At 65.2% G+C, this 17,265-nt stretch carries 17 protein-coding genes, 1 tRNA gene and 2 pseudogenes; 5 read left to right on the top strand and 15 right to left on the bottom strand.

Annotated elements, in window-relative coordinates; translation table 11 throughout:
• Nucleotides 1-43: 43 nt before the first annotated feature.
• A complete protein-coding gene (locus tag EH209_RS00505) occupies nt 44-1,345 on the bottom strand; it encodes a hypothetical protein (RefSeq protein WP_126661054.1) in 1,302 nt (433 codons plus the stop codon).
• 43 nt (nt 1,346-1,388) lie between these two features.
• Entirely contained in the window at nt 1,389-2,120 is a 732-nt protein-coding gene (locus tag EH209_RS00500) for a GNAT family N-acetyltransferase (RefSeq protein ID WP_126661053.1), read from the bottom strand.
• 217 nt (nt 2,121-2,337) lie between these two features.
• Between EH209_RS00500 and EH209_RS00495 the strand changes: the two genes are divergently transcribed.
• On the top strand, nt 2,338-2,796 hold the full coding sequence (locus EH209_RS00495) for a hypothetical protein (protein ID WP_126661052.1): 459 nt from the start codon (nt 2,338-2,340) through the stop codon (nt 2,794-2,796).
• A gap of 95 nt (nt 2,797-2,891) precedes the next feature.
• On the opposite strand, the gene EH209_RS00490 is transcribed toward EH209_RS00495, so the two are convergent.
• From EH209_RS00490 to EH209_RS00480, 3 genes are all read right to left on the bottom strand, one after another.
• Entirely contained in the window at nt 2,892-3,464 is a 573-nt protein-coding gene (locus EH209_RS00490; protein ID WP_126661051.1) for a DUF7344 domain-containing protein, read from the bottom strand.
• A 417-nt stretch (nt 3,465-3,881) separates the two neighbouring features.
• Nucleotides 3,882-4,577: a helix-turn-helix domain-containing protein gene (locus EH209_RS00485; protein WP_126661050.1), complete on the bottom strand. Its 696-nt coding sequence runs from the start codon at nt 4,575-4,577 to the stop codon at nt 3,882-3,884.
• Nucleotides 4,578-4,942: 365 nt separating this feature from the next.
• Nucleotides 4,943-5,338 carry an SPW repeat domain-containing protein gene (locus EH209_RS00480; protein WP_126661049.1) on the bottom strand — a complete coding sequence of 132 codons (396 nt, stop codon included), beginning with the start codon at nt 5,336-5,338 and terminating at the stop codon, nt 4,943-4,945.
• Nucleotides 5,339-5,721: 383 nt separating this feature from the next.
• Between EH209_RS00480 and EH209_RS00475 the strand changes: the two genes are divergently transcribed.
• From EH209_RS00475 to EH209_RS24490, 3 genes and pseudogenes are all read left to right on the top strand, one after another.
• Nucleotides 5,722-6,177: a response regulator gene (locus tag EH209_RS00475; RefSeq protein ID WP_126661048.1), complete on the top strand. Its 456-nt coding sequence runs from the start codon at nt 5,722-5,724 to the stop codon at nt 6,175-6,177.
• Nucleotides 6,178-6,366: 189 nt separating this feature from the next.
• Entirely contained in the window at nt 6,367-6,600 is a 234-nt protein-coding gene (locus EH209_RS00470; RefSeq protein ID WP_126661047.1) for a hypothetical protein, read from the top strand.
• A gap of 165 nt (nt 6,601-6,765) precedes the next feature.
• A pseudogene (locus tag EH209_RS24490) lies at nt 6,766-7,061 on the top strand (hypothetical protein); the annotation flags it as partial.
• Nucleotides 7,062-7,237: 176 nt separating this feature from the next.
• On the opposite strand, the pseudogene EH209_RS25235 reads toward EH209_RS24490, so the two are convergent.
• The 4 genes and pseudogenes from EH209_RS25235 to EH209_RS00450 all read right to left on the bottom strand — a co-directional run.
• Nucleotides 7,238-7,357 (bottom strand): annotated as a pseudogene (locus tag EH209_RS25235) (DUF7692 domain-containing protein); the annotation flags it as partial.
• A gap of 184 nt (nt 7,358-7,541) precedes the next feature.
• Nucleotides 7,542-7,784, bottom strand: coding sequence for a DUF7563 family protein (locus EH209_RS24485; protein ID WP_126661046.1), 243 nt, complete (start codon nt 7,782-7,784; stop codon nt 7,542-7,544).
• Nucleotides 7,785-8,050: 266 nt separating this feature from the next.
• A tRNA-Trp gene (locus EH209_RS23800) sits at nt 8,051-8,225 on the bottom strand.
• A gap of 52 nt (nt 8,226-8,277) precedes the next feature.
• Nucleotides 8,278-9,189: a DUF5794 domain-containing protein gene (locus tag EH209_RS00450; RefSeq protein ID WP_126661044.1), complete on the bottom strand. Its 912-nt coding sequence runs from the start codon at nt 9,187-9,189 to the stop codon at nt 8,278-8,280.
• A 525-nt stretch (nt 9,190-9,714) separates the two neighbouring features.
• Here EH209_RS00450 and guaB point away from each other — a divergent pair.
• Nucleotides 9,715-11,217, top strand: coding sequence for an IMP dehydrogenase (gene guaB, locus EH209_RS00445; RefSeq protein WP_126661043.1), 1,503 nt, complete (start codon nt 9,715-9,717; stop codon nt 11,215-11,217).
• A 73-nt stretch (nt 11,218-11,290) separates the two neighbouring features.
• Here the strand turns inward: guaB and EH209_RS00440 are convergent, their stop codons facing one another.
• From EH209_RS00440 to EH209_RS00415, 6 genes are all read right to left on the bottom strand, one after another.
• Nucleotides 11,291-12,964, bottom strand: coding sequence for an AMP-binding protein (locus tag EH209_RS00440; RefSeq protein WP_126661042.1), 1,674 nt, complete (start codon nt 12,962-12,964; stop codon nt 11,291-11,293).
• 106 nt (nt 12,965-13,070) lie between these two features.
• Nucleotides 13,071-13,682 (bottom strand): (d)CMP kinase, encoded by a 612-nt coding sequence (gene cmk / locus EH209_RS00435; protein WP_126661041.1) that lies wholly within the window; start codon nt 13,680-13,682, stop codon nt 13,071-13,073.
• A gap of 87 nt (nt 13,683-13,769) precedes the next feature.
• Nucleotides 13,770-14,303: a hypothetical protein gene (locus tag EH209_RS00430; RefSeq protein ID WP_249038718.1), complete on the bottom strand. Its 534-nt coding sequence runs from the start codon at nt 14,301-14,303 to the stop codon at nt 13,770-13,772.
• Nucleotides 14,300-15,877 carry a sodium/proline symporter gene (locus tag EH209_RS00425; RefSeq protein ID WP_126661040.1) on the bottom strand — a complete coding sequence of 526 codons (1,578 nt, stop codon included), beginning with the start codon at nt 15,875-15,877 and terminating at the stop codon, nt 14,300-14,302. Before EH209_RS00425 ends, EH209_RS00430 begins: the two co-directional genes overlap by 4 nt.
• Nucleotides 15,870-16,385, bottom strand: coding sequence for a hypothetical protein (locus tag EH209_RS00420; protein ID WP_126661039.1), 516 nt, complete (start codon nt 16,383-16,385; stop codon nt 15,870-15,872). Before EH209_RS00420 ends, EH209_RS00425 begins: the two co-directional genes overlap by 8 nt.
• A gap of 265 nt (nt 16,386-16,650) precedes the next feature.
• Nucleotides 16,651-17,151 (bottom strand): cupin domain-containing protein, encoded by a 501-nt coding sequence (locus tag EH209_RS00415; protein ID WP_126661038.1) that lies wholly within the window; start codon nt 17,149-17,151, stop codon nt 16,651-16,653.
• Nucleotides 17,152-17,265: the final 114 nt, after the last annotated feature.

The following is a 17,265-nucleotide window of genomic DNA, read 5'->3' as shown; positions in this document are numbered from 1 at the left end:
CGTATCGGAGCGGAGCGACCCGAATCGACCGCCGGTTCCGTCGTTACCTCGTTCCCGGTTCGAACGACTCGAGCAGCACGGACGTCTCGCGAACCCCCTCTTCGAAGACGGCGTGGTCCGACGCCGAGACGCGATCCGCGTAGGGATCCCAGTCGACGGCCCGAATCTCGGCGAGTCGGGGAAGCGTCGCGTGTTTGAGCCCGGTCGCAACCACGTCGACGGAGTCGTCCGTGTGGGACGAGACCGCGCGGGCGAGGGCGTCGACCGAGCGCGCCTGGCCGTCCCACTCGTGGTAGATGACGGCCAAGGCGAGCCGAGATCGTTCGTTCTGTAGCACCTCGAGGACCGTTTCCACCGTCGACGGAACGGCCGCGACGGCGTCGACGCCCGGATCGCGTCTCGGCGTCGGCGACTCGAGGGGGTCCGCCGAGTCGGGAGCGTCGTCGAACGCGTCGTGACCAGGTGTCTCGAACGTATCGGGGACGGGGTCGTCGTTCGCCGCGGGTTCGGACGGCTCCACGGGACGCGCGGGAGCGGCGGTTCGACCCTTGGGACTGGTGTCGTTCCAGATGGCGGGTGACGCTCCCGCCTCCGACTCCGAAGGGGCCGCCGCGCTGGCCGTCTGCGATACCTCGGCGTCAACCCCCGTTCCGGCGGTCGTTGACGCATCGGAATCAGCCCTCCCACCGTCGGTCGACCGATCGGTCGACGAGACGATATCAGTCGTCGTCGACTCCAGCGCGGTCGTCATGGTGGCGACAGCGGCCGCCGTCGGCCGTTCCATCGTCGGTTCGATCGGCGAACCGGTCGCGGCTGACGACTGCGGGGTGCCCTCGTTCGGCTCGGCCGCAGCCGACGGTTCGGTTTCGACCGTCGACTCGGTCTCGGCCGCACCTGCGGTGGCGGAAGGGGCGATCGAATCGGACGACGCGACGCCCAGCGGCTCCCGGACGGCGGTGGCGAAGCCGGTCGCACCACCGACGGCGGCCAGCGTCGTCATCAGCGAGAGCGGATCGCGGATCGCGCCGCCCTCGAGGGCCACGTACACCGTCAGCCAGGCGGCGAGCCCGCAGGCGACGACGATCCCGATCGACACCCGGGTCACGGCTCGCCAGCGGATATCCGACGAGACGTTCCGGCTGGCCAGCCAGTAGCCGCCGGTGGCCAGCCCGGTCGGAACGAGCAACGAGACGAACAGTTCGAACGCGACGGCCGGCTGTGAGACCGGCGTCTCGAGCGTCCGGACGATCCCGACGACCGCCAGCGCGAGTCCCATGGCGACGATCGCGGCGGTCGATTCGCCCCAATCCACTCGGTCGAACCGAGCGGGGGTAGCAGAACGCATACCTCCCCGTTTCAGGGATGGTTATATAAAACGAATTGTCGACTCAGAGTTCGATAGCCAGCATCACCTCGTCGACGTAGTGGCCGTTGAGCTTATAGTGATCCTCACGGATCGCTTCGATTTCCCAGTCGTGTGCTTCGAGGAAGGCGACGGCGTCGTCGTTGCTCGAGGGGACGCTCTGGTAGACCCGCTCGTAGCCCCGAGAGCCGGCCCACTCGAGGCCCCGCGAGAGGAGGTGCGAACCGAGCCCGTGGCCGCGGTACTCCTCCAGGACGCCGACGGTGAGCTCGGCGGTGTGGGATAACTTCTCCAACTCCGGCGCGTGGAGGTGGACCCAGCCGACGACGTCCTGATCGACGGTCGCGACGAAGAACATCCGCGACTCGAGTTCGTTGTGCCGGAGCAGGGCCTCCTCGTGGTCGATCTCGTCGGCGACGCTCTCGGCCTCGATGTAGGTCTTCTCCTCGGCGACCTGCCGGATCGCGCCGACGATCCCCGAGAGGTCTTCCTGTCTGGCCGGCCGGACGTGGAACTCGAGATCATCGGCGACGTACTCCTCCTCGGTGCCGGCGTCGAGAACCACCCGGAGCGTTCCGTCCACCGCCTCGAGGCGCCCGTCGCGTTTGAGGATCGCGACGTGGTGGCGGAAGCCGCTGGGGTCGATGCGCAGCTCTGACCGGGCGTCGTCCGGATCGACCGCCCCGTGGCGCTCGACGTACTCGTAGATCCGTCTCCGGTCGTCGTGGCCGAACTCCAGTGGTTGGGAAGACACCATGCCGGATGTTGCCACACAACAGTACTTAACCCTTGCCGAGCGGCAGCTGCCGGCGGCGAACGCGGAACGGAGACGCCGCGGCGTCGCGCCGAACTTAATGGACCCACAGGTGAATCCGGATCGACTTCCTCGGGTGGTTCGTCTCACCGGTTGCGTGAGATGACTATCGACCCGAACCGGGTCGAGCGAACAGGTGTGCATCTCACGTCGCTCCCCCATGATCGGTACGGATGTGGTCGTCGCCGCCCTCGCCCTCGCCCTCGCGGTAGTCGTCGGACTGGCGGTCCACGAGTGGACCCACGCCCTCGTCTTGCGGCTCGCCGGGATCGATCACACGGTCTCCTACCTCCCTGGCCGAACCGACGGCATCATCGGCCTGCTAACGTGTTGTCCGTGGGCCGTCGTCGAGCCCCAGCCGACCGGTCGCGAACCGGCAGTCCACCTTCGCGCCGCGGCGCTGGCGCCCGTCCTCCTCGCCGTTCCCGTCTTCGCAGCCGGGTTCGGGGGCGCCATCCCGGCCGACTCGCCGATCGCGATGGCCGTCGCGATCGGCTGGCTCGCCTGCTCGGTTCCCAGCCCGCAGGATTTCTCGGTCGTCTTCTACGCCCACCGCGTCCTCGAGACCGAGATCGCCGCTGATCCGAACACGACGGCGCTCGGCTCCCGCGCCGACTGACGGTCGTCGACTTCGTCGGGCGCCGCCGCGTTGTCGGTCGCTTCCTTCCTCTTTCGCCGTCGCGATATCCGGTAGCGAGAAGCTGCCGCAGTCGTCTAGGACGCGATCAGTTCCGAATACCAGTGGATCGCCGTTACGGCGGCGACCACCAGGAGGACGACCGACGAGACCGCGAGCCACGGAATCGGCAGCAGGCCGCCGGCCGTCGCGACCACGAGCAGCGCACACCCGCCCACCGTTCCCGCGTATCGATGCGGCCACGGATCGGTCGATTCCGACTCGAGTCCCGAGAGGTACGGATCGAACTGGGCGGCCATCGGCGTCGGCTCGACGATCCCCCGATCCTTGTTGTAGTCGACGATCCCGCGCGTGTCGAGTTTCGGCAGGTGCGACTGGTAGAGGGAGATGTAGACCCGCTGGCGCTGATCGGAGGTCAGGTTCTCGACGGTCGTCTCGTGTTCGTCGGCGGCGATCCGCTCGGCGAGGTCGCGAAGCGTCATCGGCTCGCCCGCGCGTCGGAGATACCGGAGCACGTGGCGCCGACGGCTGGTCTGGAGGATGTGGAAGATATCGTCCGGCTCGAGTTCCGACTGTTCGTCGTTCGGTTCGGCTCCGTGCGAGGTGTGTCCCGCGTCGGTGCACCCGCTTCGGGACGCAGTGTCCGCCATCGTCGATAGGAGACGTGTCGGCGGGGTCGGTTAATAACTTGGTCGTTCCGGCCAATGACCGTCTCGCGGCTCGAGTTCTCGTGCGTCCGCACGCGGAATCGGGAAAAAGGGTGAAAGACGGTCACACAGCCACGAGTGACCGCTGTGATTGAGCACGAGTGATCCACCGGCGCGCGTATCGCACTCGGTAGCTCGTTGCGGAGTCGGCATCGTGCCGACATGCCACATTTCATTCCGTCCAGTAATAAAGCTATCCCTCGAAATATATTCGTCTCTATCTCGGATTTTAGTGGACGTATGGGTTCAAAATAGGCCGATTTCCCTGCCATCCAGGTATGGTTCGGATGGTGGGGGGGAGAACGGTAATCGTCCGTTCGACTCGCGTCTCGAATTGGTCTGGCAGAGCGAACTCGGCGACTACGGATCGATCGCGGTTGGCCTCAGTCCGCCGGTCAACTCCGCGTTGACGAGCGCGGCGTGACACCGGCGGAGCCGTTCCGACAGCGCCTGGTGTGAGACGTCGAGTTCCGCTGCGAGTTCCTTGAGCGTGATCCGGCGCGGAACCTCGAAGTAGCCGAGTTCGTGGGCCGCCTGGATCGTCTCGTACTGGGTCTCGGTGAGCGGCGTCCCGGCGCTCGCCAGATCGTCGATCCCCGTCAGACGGGTCACGTTGACCCCGAAGTCGTACTGCTCGAACAGCGAGTAACACGCCGATAGCGAGTCCCGATCGTGGAAGAGCAACGTCACCGACCACGAGCCGTCGTTCCCGCTGGCCTCGAGGATCGCCCCGCCGTTCTCCGCGACGATCCGTTCGAAGAGTTTGAACCGATCGCCGAAGGCAAGGCGGAACAGCCACCGCTCGCGGTCGGCGGCCGCGCCGGTACTCGACCGATCGGTCGTCGTCTCGTCGGTCACGCTCGCGATCACGTCGACCGAGGGATCGGTCTCGAGCGCCGCTCGGACGGTCTCCCGATCCGGGCCGGAGAGCCAGACCAGCGGCGGCGCGTCACCGATCATCCCGCCGATCTGGTACTCGAGTTTCGGTACTCGTTCGAACGACTGAGCGGCCGCGAGACGGTCGGCCGGGATGTCGAGTTCGACGACCGTCGTCATTACCGTCACTAACCACAACGGGACATAGACTCGTTGGGTTTCCGGTAGCCTTTCCCGCCACCAATATTTCGTGACAGTCAGGGAAAATTGAATGGGTGAATATCGATCAACCGGGTGTGACTATCGAAGTTCCCGCCGTCGATTGCACTTTCTGAAGGCATCGAAAAACTATAATATTAGTAGCCGATAATAGTTATCTGACCAAGGCGTCGAGCTTGGTCGACAGGGAATGCAGGCCGGCTTGTGCCACGTTTTCTTCGGGATCTCGTTCGCCAAGCACCGCTTGTAGTCGATACTATCTCTCATTCGTGGTCCGGCGCCGCCGTCGAGAGACGCGGTCGACGACCGTCGCGGTCACCGGTTCGTCAGGTGCTGGGGCTGGCCGACCCCGTCGATCGGCGACCGCCGACGATGCTGCCGGCGGCCAGCAGCGCGACGAGGACGCCGGCGATAACGTTACTCCAGAGGAGCCGATCGGCGCTCACCTCGAGCACGAAGGGGGCGGCTACCACCCAGAGCGCGAGGAGGACGACGATCGCCGGCGCGGCGATACTCGGGAGCCGACCGCCGTCGGGCCACCCCGCGGTGTAGGCGGCGAAGAAGGCGATCGCCGCCCCGAAGACGACGTTGTTGGCAATGATCAGTCCGGTTCCGGTCAGTATGACTCCCGACCAGAGGATCCAGGTGCCGATCGCGGCGGCCAGTCCGACCAGTCGGTCCGGCAGCGGCGAACGAGTGTCGGTCGTTCGGCTGGTGCTCATGCGCGTTCGTACGCGCGCCACTGGTCTAAATGATACCCACGCATTATGCCACTCGGTGACGAGCGCGGTGTTTCGTGGCGGTCGGTCGATTCGACGGCACTGGAGCCGGCAGACTGGCGTCCAGCGCCTCGAGTCCGGTCTCAAGGCCGCTGTACTGATCGTAGCGGTCCGCTCCCGGATTCGCTCCCCTACAGACTGCCCCGAGCCGGATACAGACGCCGGTCAGAAATCGTCGGAACGTGTGACTGCACGGATTTCGGTGCCAGGAACGATCGTTCGGGGGGTCGTCACCGCGGACTCGTTCGCGCGACGGACGGGTGGCCGAGACGACTGTCCGCAGACAGCACCCTCGTTGTTTTATCGTCCGGCGCGAACTATGCTCTATGACCAGCGGCAACGACAGCATCGAGGACGTAATCGACATCTTACTCGTCGAGCCGAATCCGGGTGACACCCGGCTGTTCACGGAGAACTTCAGGGACGCGAAGCTCATGAACACCGTCCACGCCGTCTCCAACGGCGACGCCGCCCTCGATTTTCTCCACCAGCGCGGCGAGTACGCCGACGCGTCTCCGCCCGACATCATCTTGCTGGAGCCACAACTCCCCGGTACCAGCGGCATGGACGTCCTCGCCGAACTGGAGGGCGAACCGATCTTCTCTGACATTCCCGTCGCCGTGCTCACGAGTTCGGAGATGGGCGAAGCGATCGTCCAGTCCCACGGCCTCGAGGCGGACTTCTACGTTCGAAAGCCGGTCGAACCGGCGGACTTCGTCTCGTTCGTCGACGAGATCGAGGAGTTCTGGTTCGCGATCGTCCGCGAGCCGTCGGAAACGTGACTCGTTTCGGGAGCCGTGACGGCGATTGATACGGTCTCGCGACGGGGGTGTGACCCGGCGTCGACGGACGAGAACACATACCGAGTGTCAGGGAGAATCATGACTGTTAGCCGCTGACGTGGTCGAAATCGGCCGGCAATCCTTCTCGGGGCCAACACCGTTTTTATCGTTGGGCAGCTAGCATCGGTGATGAACTCCACCGTGACGGACACCAGCCGACCGCCCGATAGCAAAACCCTGCTGTTTTGCTTCGAATGCGGCCACGAGAGCGCAGTCGACGGCGACTGGAACCTCGAGCAACGCGACGGCCGCGAACACTACAGCTGTCCCGAGTGCGGGACGACGATCACCGCTCGCCCGGCGGATGAGAACGCGCCGGCCACGGACTCGAGCGGCTCTCGGTCGTACTGCGCCGGCGACTAATCGCTGACCGGCCGGCGGTCAGTTTGCGACCTATCGTCTCGAAACGGATTCTTCGATTCTCTGCAGTCAGGCGGAGTGACTGTTTGCATACCGTCTGGTATCAGCGAGTTTGTCTATCGTTCTCCCTGTCCGCCTCGAGGTTTCAAACACCGGCGACGAAGGCAGGCGAACTGCCACGATGCTAGATTCGGGAACAGAACGCCTGTCGAGAGCAAGAGCACGATGCTCAAGCACTCAGACGGCCAGCCGGGAAATTTCAAGGTTTACCGCGAGTACCACGAGAAACTGCGACGAGCGGACGGCTGGTACTGTTTCGTCGTCTATCGGCCTCACCGCAGAAGCGGCTGCACGAGCGTCAAGGACAAGATGGCTCGATCGGTCTCCCGCTGCTCCGCTGGCACGGCGGGGAAGACCATCGCGGAACCGAGCAGGCAAAAATCGCTATCAATTCGATTTTCTAACACCCCTTTTAGTTCGACTTATTATTTGATAACGAATACCGTGGCATTCAAGGTTGACGTTGTAGAACTGGATATCGGGCTGGAGGGAACCACCAGCACCACCTACCTCTCCAGCCCATTCACTAGTTGTGTAGTGGCATCTATAATGGTTCTGCATGGTGCGTTATGCCAGCAGCCTACGGTTTGATTTCTCCTTTTGGGAGAACTGAAACGGATGGTTCTCCGTCGAAAGTAACAGCTCGAGTCGAGAACATCTCGGCGATCTCCCGGCGCTGCTCACGGGTGAGATCGTCGCGGGATGTTTCTCCAGTTGGTCAGCGAGACCATTGACCGTTGCACCGCCGTCAGTCGCGACCGTCATACAGATTCACCTCGACTCTCGATCACACGGCGGACGTCGGCGTCGGTCGCTTGGTAGGCCGGATGAACGATGGGCCCCTGACCCTCGATGTCGACGACCGACTCGCCAGGACGAACGCCTCAGACATCGGTCTTCCCTCCGTGCCGACCGACCGGCGTCTCCGGGACCGAGATCGAGACATCGATCCCAGCAGCGGACCCGCAGGTCAGACGCCGGTAGGTATCGCAGTCGGGACAGCGGTCGATGCGGTCGCTATTATCGTCGTAAACGCGGCCGAACCGGTCCGTAACGTGGATGCCGCAGTGCTCGCACGTCGGCAAATTGTCGGTCGACGGCCACGGGGCAATCGTCACGCGGACCACCCTGTATTCGAAGTGTACCGAGAACTCGAGAGAAGTCGCTCCTCAGTTTTATTTCAGATGGGGTTAGAGGGATTTGAACCACGAGGACTCGCTTCGCTCGTCCTCTGGGCTCAAATCCTCCGTTTCCAACACTCATCGCTCACGATATTGTTCGCGATGAGGAATGGGGTCGGAGGGATTTGAACCACGGTCGCAGCACGCTGCTCCCTGATTCAAATCCCACCGAGACATACCTGCCGCTCGCGGTTTTGCTCGCGGCAGAGGAATGGGGTCGGAGGGATTTGAACCCCCGATCGACTGATATCTCCGGTGCGCCTCGGAACTCCAGAGGGTCATCACACGGACACTGATCAGGTGTCCGATCAGTATATCAGTCTGGAGTTTCGTCCCGGGCGCGTTGCCTCTGGAGTCAGTCGCCATGCCGGGCTTGGCCACGACCCCTCGCTCTCCAGTTGGGCTATCCTGCCTAAAGTGGTTTCGATTCCGAACCGTCCTACAGCCACGGGGCCCGCCCTTCGGTGTCGGTCGTATCGTCGCCCGGATACGTTCCCGCGTCGGCGTCGTCGGACTCCTCAACGGGTTCGACGTCCAGTTCCACGCTCCCGTCGGCGTCGCCGCCGTCGGTGACCGGATCGACGCTCATCGCAGGGCCGTCATCCGCCGCGTCGCTCGAGTCGCGCTCGAGCGGTAGGTCGATTGCGAAGACCGCGGCGACGATCAGGGCGGCCAGCGGGGCCTGTCCGAAGGCCATCCCGAGCAGGGACAGCGGGAGCAGGCCGAGCGCGACCGCGCTGCCGAAGCGGAAGCGGTCGATATCCATGTAGTCGCGCAGGTACGGCGCGCCGAGCGCGATCAACAGCGCGAAGGCGACGCCGATGGCCGCCGCGAGGGTCGCGTTCGCGACGAGCGCGGGGTCGTTCATCACGGTGAACGTGGCCCCGCTGGGGTCGACGCTGGCGACCAGGCCCAGTCCGATGATGACGATCGGGTTGGGCAGGTACTCGCCGATCGTCGCGCTGGCGGTCTTGGCCGCGATAGCGGCGATGACCAGCGCGGCGAAGCGCTCGAAGATGGCGATGTCGATCAGGCTCTCGAACGACGGCGCCAGCGCCGCCTGCACGGCCGACAGCAGTATCAGCGGGATGCCGACCAGCAGGACGATCGCTGCCTGTTCGCGGGGCGTACCGGACATCTCCGCGAGGATCACCGCGACGGTGGCGCTGCCGCCGAAGATCAGCAGGCCGACCTGAACGGCCCCAAGCGGGTCGTTCAGGGCGCCTGCGAGGATCAGCGCCGGGAAGACACCGTCGATCAGGGGCAGCATCATCACGAGCGCCAACAGGCGCGCGTCGCCGCCGACGATGCTCTCGAGGCGGAGTGCGACCGGGTGTCGTGACGTACTCATCGGTCAGGGCTGGTGGCCGTGACCCGAGGCCGGTGGGTAATAGGGAGGACGATCCCGAACGGACTGGCGGGCGAGCCCCCAGTTCGTGGGATTCGGACCGCGGCCTCGCGCTGTGAGTTTCAGTGTAAAGTTCCCGAACTGGAATTTGGCGGCGTCGCTTTCGACGCTCGTCCGACCAGCGGTTCGGGGGGCACTGAAACTCACAGCGATCATACCCGAACGGACGACTGGACTCTCAATAAACGTTGTGTGGGACGTGGTCTCACAACCCGACGTATTCCAGACACTAGGGACCAGATTCGCGAAAAAATGTACATTGTTGCGGACCGCGGAAACGACCCTCGACCGGCGTTCGGACGACTACCGTCGCCTCGAGTGCGGTCGGCTCCCGAACGACGGCCGGGCCGGAACCGCACCGGCTCGTAATCGACCGCGTCGGCCGCGTCCGCCCTCGAGAGCCCCGGTACTCCTTGTCACCCGACGCTAACTCGCAACGTTTTTCCGCGACGGGGCCGGACGATTTACATGGCGAACGACATTCCTGAGCACGAGCCCTATTCTGAAAAGCTGGACGTACCAGAAGCGCTGACGTTCGACGACGTGCTCCTTCGACCGAAGGAGAGCCGCGTCGAACCCGACGACGCCGACCTCACCTCGAACGTCTCGAAGAACGTCGAGGTGTCGGTTCCGATCCTCTCGGCCGCGATGGACACCGTCACTGAGAGCGATATGGCCATCGCGATGGCCCGGCAGGGCGGACTCGGCGTGCTCCACCGGAACATGAACATCGACGAGATGGCCGAGGAGATCGAGCGCGTCAAGAGCGCAGACGAACTCATCATTCCCCGCGAGGAGGTCGTCACCGCAGACCCCGAGATGACGGTCCGCGAGGTCGACGAGCGGATGGCCCGCCGCGGCGTCGGCGGCGCGCCGGTCGTCAACACCAACGGCGAAGTGCTGGGGATCATCTCGAGTACGGACATTCGACCCCACCTCGAGGTCAACGAGGACGACCCGGTCACCGAAGCGATGACCGACGAGGTCATCACGGCCCACGAGGACATCGACGCCCGCGACGCGTTCGACCTGATGTACGAGCACAAGATCGAGCGCGTGCCGGTCGTCGACGACGAGAACCTCCTCGTGGGACTCGTCACGATGCAGGGCATCCTCCAGCGCCGCGAGTACCAGGAGGCCGTCCGCGACGAGGACGGTCGCCTCCGCTGTGGCGTCGCCGTCAGTCCGTTCGAGCGGGATCGAGCCGAGGCCGCCGACGAGGCCGGTGCCGACATCCTCTTCATCGATACCGCCCACGCCCACAACCTGAACGTCATCGACGGCGCCCGCGAGATCAAGGAGGCCGTCGACGCGGACGTCGTGGTCGGCAACGTCGGCACCCGCGAGGCCGCCGAGGACCTCGTCGACTTCGCTGACGGCATCAAGGTCGGCATCGGGCCGGGCTCGATCTGTACGACCCGCATCGTCTCGGGATCGGGGATGCCCCAGATCACGGCCGTCGCGCAGGTCGCGGACGTCGCGGCTCAGAACGACGTCCCCGTGATCGCCGACGGCGGAATCCGCTACTCGGGCGACGCGATCAAGGCCGTCGCCGCCGGCGCGGACGCGGTCATGCTCGGCTCCTACTTCGCCGGCACCGACGAGGCGCCCGGCCGCGTGGTCACGATGAACGGCAAGAAGTACAAGCAGTACCGCGGCATGGGTTCGGTCGGCGCCATGAAGTCCGGCGACAGCGACCGTTACCTCAAGGACGAACCCGACGAGGACGACGAGTACGTTCCCGAGGGCGTCGAGGCCGCGACGCCGTACAAGGGCACGCTCAAGTCCGAACTCCACCAGCTCGCGGGCGGCATGCAGTCGGGCATGGGTTACGTCGGCGCGGAAACGATTCCCGAGTTCAAGCAGCGTAGCGAGTTCGTCCGCGTCTCCTCGGCCGGTCAGGCCGAGAGCCACGCCCACGACGTCGTCATCACCGACGAGGCGCCGAACTACTCGCCCGACAGCGAGTAACGTCGCCAGTCCCCGACGAAGTGCCGGTCGAGACCGCCGCCTCGAGCGCATCCGACACCGCTCGCTCGCCGACTCAGGCCAGTTCCGTCCGCCGGATCTTGCCGGTCGTCGTGGTCGGCAGTTCGTCGACGAACTCGATCTCGCGCGGATACTCGTACTCAGCTAACTTCTCGCGGACGAGGGCCCGAATCTCGCCCCGCAGTTCGTCCGAACCCGTCTCCCCTGAAACAGGCTGGACGACCGCCTTGATGATCTCTCCGCGAGTCTCGTCGGGGGCGCCGACGACGCCGACCTGTTCGACCGTCTCGTGTGTGAGGATCGTTTCCTCGACTTCCCGCGGCGCGACCCGGTAGCCGCTCGTGATGATCAGATCGTCGTCCCGCGAGGTGAACCACAGATATCCGTCTTCGTCGCGCTCCGCCAGATCGCCAGTCAGGTGCCAGGCGTCGCCCTCCGGGCCGTCCTCGAGCGTCACCCGCTCGGTCTTCTCCGGCTCGTTCCAGTACTCCTCGAAAATCACGGGGTCGTCGCCGCGACGGACCGCAATCTCGCCGATGTCGCCCTGTTCGACTCGCTCGCCCGTCTCCGGCTCGAGGACGGCGACGTCGTGGCCCGGCACCGGCTTTCCCATGCTACCCGCCTTCGCGGGGAACCACTCCCGACAGTTCGTCACGAGCAGGTTCGCCTCCGTCTGGCCGTAGAGTTCGTTGACGACCACACCGACGAGTTCCTCGTCGGCCCACTCGAGGATCTCGCGAGTCAGCGGTTCGCCGCCCGAGCAGATCGCTTCGAGCGAGAGGTCGTACCGCTCGGTCGGCTCGTCGACGCCCATGAGCATCCGGATCGCGGTCGGCGGGACGAACGCGTTCGTCACGTCGAACGCCTCCATGAGCTCGTAGGCCCGCTCGGGATCGAACGACCCCATCGGGTAGCCGACGACGGGCCGTCCGTAGTGCCAGGCGGGGAAGACGAGGTCGCCGAGCGCGCCGATCCAGGCCCAGTCGGCAGGCGTCCAGTAGACGCCGTCGCGGACGTCGCGCTCGAAGTACATCTGAAACGCGGGACAGTGGCCGAGCCAGACGCCGTGGGTGTGGAGCACGCCCTTCGGCTCGCCGGTGCTGCCGCTCGTGTACATGACGATCGCGGGGGTGTCGACGTCGGTGTCGGCGCGGTCGAACGCTGTCTCCCCCCAGTCGACGGCCTCGTCGAACCGTTCGACGGTTACGTCCTCGAGCGCCGCCTCGTCCGCGTCTCCGTCGACTGATTCTCCGTCGTCGACGACGAACACGTACTCGAGGGCGGGACAGTCGGGCGCGACCTCACGCATCGTCGGCCACTGGCTCGCGTCGACGACGGCGACGCGGGCCTCGCTGTCGGTCAGCCGATAGCGGAGCGCGTCGTCGCCGAACAGCACCGACAGCGGCAGCGAGACCGCGCCGAGCTTCCAGCACGCGAGGTGCGTCAGGACGTTCGCGGGCTTTTGCGGGACGACGACCGCAACTCGATCCTCGCGCTCGAGACCGCGGGCCTTGAGTGCGTTCGCGACGGCGTTCGACCGCTCGTCGAGATCGTCGAACGTGTATTCCTCGTGCCCGCCGTCGTCGTCGACCTGGTACAGCGCGACCCGCTCGCCGTCGTGTTTTCCGACCAGATCCGCGGCCGCGTTGAAGTCGTCCGGCACCTCCCATGCGAACGATTCGGACGCCGCGTCGTACGTCTCGCCCTCGAGCGTGACGGTGTACGCCATATTGTGCTAGCTACCCACACACGACAAGAAAGAACTGTCGCCAGTATTGGGTCCGCCGGCTACACGGACCACTCGATCGCGGCTCGACGAAAACGACTGAAAATCGCTACGGGTTCAGATCCGGCGTCGAGAACGCTCCCTCGTCGACGTTGGGATCGTACTCCTCGAGCGCGGTGCGGACGAGGTTGAAGACGGCCTCCTTCCCCCACCGGGCCGTGTTGATATTGAGGTCGTAGAACTCGCGGTCGTCGATATCGATATCGTAGTACGACTGATAGCGGCCGGCCTCGCTGACTTCGCGAACCCGCATCTCGGCCTCGGTCTCGACACGCTCCTCGATGCGCTCGAGGCGGACGTCCTCGGGCGCGTCGAGCCAGATCCGCAGGTCCGCGCGCTCGCCGGCCAGCCAGCCCGCCAGCCGGGACTCGAGGATGAAGGGTTTGTTCGCCATCCCCCACTTCTCGGCGATCTGCTGGAGGCGCTGGTCAATCGCACGGTCGATATCGTCGGACTCGTCTGCCTTCGCCGTCAGCTGGTTCAGGTTCATGTCTCGGTCCTCGGCGAGTTCGCGGAAGACCTCGCCGCCCGAGACGTACGGACAGCCCATCGCGTCGGCGAGTTGCTCGCACAGCGTCGTCGCGCCACAGCCCGGCGGGCCGGAGACGGTGATGAACAGTGTCGTGTCGATCTCGACCGTCGTCGTCGCTCCCGTGGACATGTGTGCCCGCTCTCGGTTCAGGGTGAAAAATAATGCGACTCTCGCGGCGGTCGTGAATCCATCTCACGGCTGAAACCGGGCGGACGGTCAGAAGAGCGACCAGCGCGGCGACTCGACCGCGACCGCGACGCCCTCGAGTCGCGGCTCGTCCGCGAGGGCGGCCACGCGCTCGCGTTGGAGGTCGGCGTCGCTGGTGCTGACCAGCGTCATCGAGCCGCCGTAGCGCGTTCCGGCCTGGTCGTCCCACTCGATCTCGAGTCGAGCGCGGCGGAACCGCGTCCCCTCCGTTAACTGAATCGACTCGAGGTTCTCGAGGGGGACCGCGAAGTTCGCCTCGTCGAGGCCGAGCAGTTCCTCGAGCCGGCTGTCGTCGACGAGCGCGCGGTCGCGGTGGCCCATATCGGCCCGCAACAGCATCGAGCGGTAGGACTCGCCGACGAAACACCAGACGAGGCGCTCGTCGGTTACTACGAGCTCCCACAGCTCGATCGAGTTCGGCCGCTGGCGGAGCCACTGCGTGAGCCGCGCGAGTTCGGTCTCGCCCCGGCCGTCGGTCTTGGGTGCCGGATCGGATCCGCCGTCCGACGCCAGTTCGGCGTCGGGATCGGTATCGGCCATCATCGTTCGATCAGCGCGTGGAGGTCGCTCGGGACGGTGTGTCTGGTCTGGGTCACTAGCGAGACGCCGACGAACAGGATGATCGCTACCAGCAGCGCGACCGTTCCGACGGGGAACACGTCGGGGAAGACGTAGAACGCCATGATGAGCGACGCCCATCCATCGAGCCCGGCGATCTCTAGGACCATCGGAAGCGCACTGAAGAGGATGTTAACGGCGAGACCGCCGAGAATCGCGACGATCGCCCCCTCCTTCGTCGCGCCCTTCCAGTTCAGGCCGAAGACGGCGATGGGGACGAACGCGGCGGCGAAGAAGCCCCAGCCGATCGTTCCGAGGATACCGACGAGCGTGTCCGAGAAGTAGACGACGCCGGTCGAGAGGATCGTCAGTCCGGCCAGCGCGCCCTGCGTGACGCGCAGTTCCGTCCTGTCGTCCTCGATCGGGCGACCGAGCGCTCGCGGGATGTCCCGCGAGACCGCGGCCGCGCCGATGTTGAGGAACGAGTCGCTGGTGGACATGATCGCCGCCAGCAGCGCCGCGAGGATCAGCCCGGCGACGACGCTCGGCGTCTGCTCCAGGACGAACACCGGTCCAACCTCGCTGGCGCTGAACGTCTCCCCGATCTCGCCGGCCTCAACCATTGCGCGCATCGAGAACCCGGCGGAGAAGGCGATCAGGCTCGAGATCGCGTAGGAGATGGCGGCGATGGGGGCGCCCCACTTGAGGATCGTCATGTCGCGGCTCATGTAGAACTTCGTGATGAGGTGGGGCTGGCCGGCCGAGCCGACGGAGAACAGGATCCACCACGCGATACCGACGAGGACGGCCGTCGTCGCGCCGCCCATCGCGCCGAACGGCGAGACCAGGTTCGGATCCGCGCTCGCCAAGTTCCGCGAGATGTTCTCCATGCCACCGCCGAACGACAGCGCGTACGCGAAAACGAAGACCGCGCCGGTGATCATGGTGAGCGCCTGCAGGAAGTCCGTCCAGACGCCCGCGATCATCCCCCCGAGCATGCTATAGAGCAGCAGGATGAGAGCCCCGCCGAGCAGCCCCCAGATGACGGGGACGCCGAAGATGGCGCGCATGACGAACTGCAGCGCCGCGAGGTTCGTCGCGAGGTAGGCGACGACGCCGACGATCACCGCGAGGCCGGTCAGCCCCCGGACGGTGTCGCTCTCGTAGCGGACGTACATCCCGTCGGCCAGCGTCAGCACGTTGCGGACGTCCGCCAGCAGTCGCATCCGCTTTGCGAGGACGATCCACGTCAGCAGGAACCCGAGCGGCGCGGTGAAGAAGATCCACAGCGCGGTCGTGCCGTACGCGTAGACCAGTTCGGGGCCGCCGACGAAGCCGAAGCCCGACTGGATCACCGAGAACGCGGTCATCGCGAGCACCCACGTGCCGACGCTCTTGCCGGTGATCAGGAAATCGCTCGTCGACTCGGTCCGCATCCAGCCCCAGACGCCGATCAGGACGACGATGAACAGGTACGCCGCGCCGAACCCGAGGATGATGGGGTCGTCGGCGACGGGAATCCCCCCCTGGAGGGGCAGCGGCGCGAGCGGACTACTCATCGACCTCACCTCCGTCCGTTACTTCGCCGCCGTCGGCCACTTCGGTGGTCCGAGACGGCTGCTCCGGCGCCAGCGGGAACGACTCGCGGCGCTGGCGTTCGCGGGCCGACTCGACGATGTCGTCGACGATCTCCTCGCCGGCGATGCGGTCGAAGATCAGCGAGTAGTAGATCGCCGCGGTCAGCGGGAGCAGCCAGATGAACCCGAAGTAGATCAGCGTGGCGGTCGGGACGCCGAGGACGTAGCTGTACTCGGAGATCCCCGGCGCCCACGTCAGCCAGATGCCGGCCAGTCCGATCAGGAAAAACGCCGTTAGCGCTCCGATCAGGGACGTGTACGGCGCCAGATCGGGATCGCCGGTCCCTCGCTCGATCGTCGCCGAGGCGATCACCGCGAGGATGAGCGCCGCCGCGACGATTGAGAACACCCTGTACAACCCGAGACTCGCCGTTGCCAGTGCACCCAGCGAGAGCACACCGATCGCAGCCATCGTGGTATTTCGTGCCATTGATCCGTGTCACCGTAGTTGCGGTCAACCCTACCGGGGAGGAACCCCAGCCCGTAGCTGTCACCACAGCGGATCGTCGTCGACCGACGTACCGTCGTATGTCACCAACTGCCGTGATACTTAATAACCCAACACAGACTTCCGAGAAAGTGCTCGTTAACATGTCAACAGCGGGCTCAAGGCCGACCTCGAGAACCAGTCCAGCGTCTCGAGTCGCGAGAATCAGTCCGACATGGCAAAGATCGTCGAGGCAGGTGACCAGCAATCAGTCGGCGACGAACGAGTTTCCGCACTCGGTACAGGTCATGCGAAAGGCTCCCTCGTCGGTGAGCTCGAGGCCGTGTCCGACCTCAGCTTCGCACTCCCGGCAGTAGAGCAGCGACTCGATCTGGCCCCAGTCGTGTCTCGCTTTCGGTGCGCCGAAGGCGAAGCCGACGACCGACTCGTCCGAGTCGTTGTAGCCGTGCTGGAACTCTCCCGGCGCGAAGCGGATCACCTCGCCCGCCTCGACGGTGACCTCCCGCCCGTCCGCCTCGTCGCCCGGCGAGCGTGTGTCGAATGTCACCGTCCCCGCCTGTACGTAGAAGACCTCCTCCTGGTCGTGGTGGGTGTGGAGCCCGCCGGAGAAGGACTCACCGGGCTCGAGTTCGAAGTAGTTCATCGCGAAGTCCGTGAAGCCGAGCGCCTGCGAAATCGGCCGTCTGACGGAGTGAACCTCCATCGGATTGCGTTCGATATCCACGTCGTCGATCGCGGTCTTGTCCATAGCGACACATTCAGCCACAACAGCATAAAATGTCCCGCGATACCTCACCACATAGTCACGGAGCGCGCCGGCGGTACGCGAAGAGAAACGCATACGGTCGTCCGCTCCCGAGCA

The organism is Haloterrigena salifodinae (assembly GCF_003977755.1).
Classification (GTDB): domain Archaea; phylum Halobacteriota; class Halobacteria; order Halobacteriales; family Natrialbaceae; genus Haloterrigena; species Haloterrigena salifodinae.
Note: the sequence above shows the minus strand (reverse complement) of the source record. Positions and strands in the feature narration are given on the sequence as shown.

Bases quoted from the DNA above. Each gene is read 5' to 3' on its own strand.
- EH209_RS00505 (WP_126661054.1), bottom strand. From the start codon at position 1,345: ATGCGTTCTGCTACCCCCGCTCGGTTCGACCGAGTGGATTGGGGCGAA.
- EH209_RS00500 (WP_126661053.1), bottom strand. From the start codon at position 2,120: ATGGTGTCTTCCCAACCACTGGAGTTCGGCCACGACGACCGGAGACGG.
- EH209_RS00495 (WP_126661052.1), top strand. From the start codon at position 2,338: ATGATCGGTACGGATGTGGTCGTCGCCGCCCTCGCCCTCGCCCTCGCG.
- EH209_RS00490 (WP_126661051.1), bottom strand. From the start codon at position 3,464: ATGGCGGACACTGCGTCCCGAAGCGGGTGCACCGACGCGGGACACACC.
- EH209_RS00485 (WP_126661050.1), bottom strand. From the start codon at position 4,577: ATGACGACGGTCGTCGAACTCGACATCCCGGCCGACCGTCTCGCGGCC.
- EH209_RS00480 (WP_126661049.1), bottom strand. From the start codon at position 5,338: ATGAGCACCAGCCGAACGACCGACACTCGTTCGCCGCTGCCGGACCGA.
- EH209_RS00475 (WP_126661048.1), top strand. From the start codon at position 5,722: ATGACCAGCGGCAACGACAGCATCGAGGACGTAATCGACATCTTACTC.
- EH209_RS00470 (WP_126661047.1), top strand. From the start codon at position 6,367: ATGAACTCCACCGTGACGGACACCAGCCGACCGCCCGATAGCAAAACC.
- EH209_RS00450 (WP_126661044.1), bottom strand. From the start codon at position 9,189: ATGAGTACGTCACGACACCCGGTCGCACTCCGCCTCGAGAGCATCGTC.
- guaB (WP_126661043.1), top strand. From the start codon at position 9,715: ATGGCGAACGACATTCCTGAGCACGAGCCCTATTCTGAAAAGCTGGAC.
- EH209_RS00440 (WP_126661042.1), bottom strand. From the start codon at position 12,964: ATGGCGTACACCGTCACGCTCGAGGGCGAGACGTACGACGCGGCGTCC.
- cmk (WP_126661041.1), bottom strand. From the start codon at position 13,682: ATGTCCACGGGAGCGACGACGACGGTCGAGATCGACACGACACTGTTC.
- EH209_RS00430 (WP_249038718.1), bottom strand. From the start codon at position 14,303: ATGATGGCCGATACCGATCCCGACGCCGAACTGGCGTCGGACGGCGGA.
- EH209_RS00425 (WP_126661040.1), bottom strand. From the start codon at position 15,877: ATGAGTAGTCCGCTCGCGCCGCTGCCCCTCCAGGGGGGGATTCCCGTC.
- EH209_RS00420 (WP_126661039.1), bottom strand. From the start codon at position 16,385: ATGGCACGAAATACCACGATGGCTGCGATCGGTGTGCTCTCGCTGGGT.
- EH209_RS00415 (WP_126661038.1), bottom strand. From the start codon at position 17,151: ATGGACAAGACCGCGATCGACGACGTGGATATCGAACGCAATCCGATG.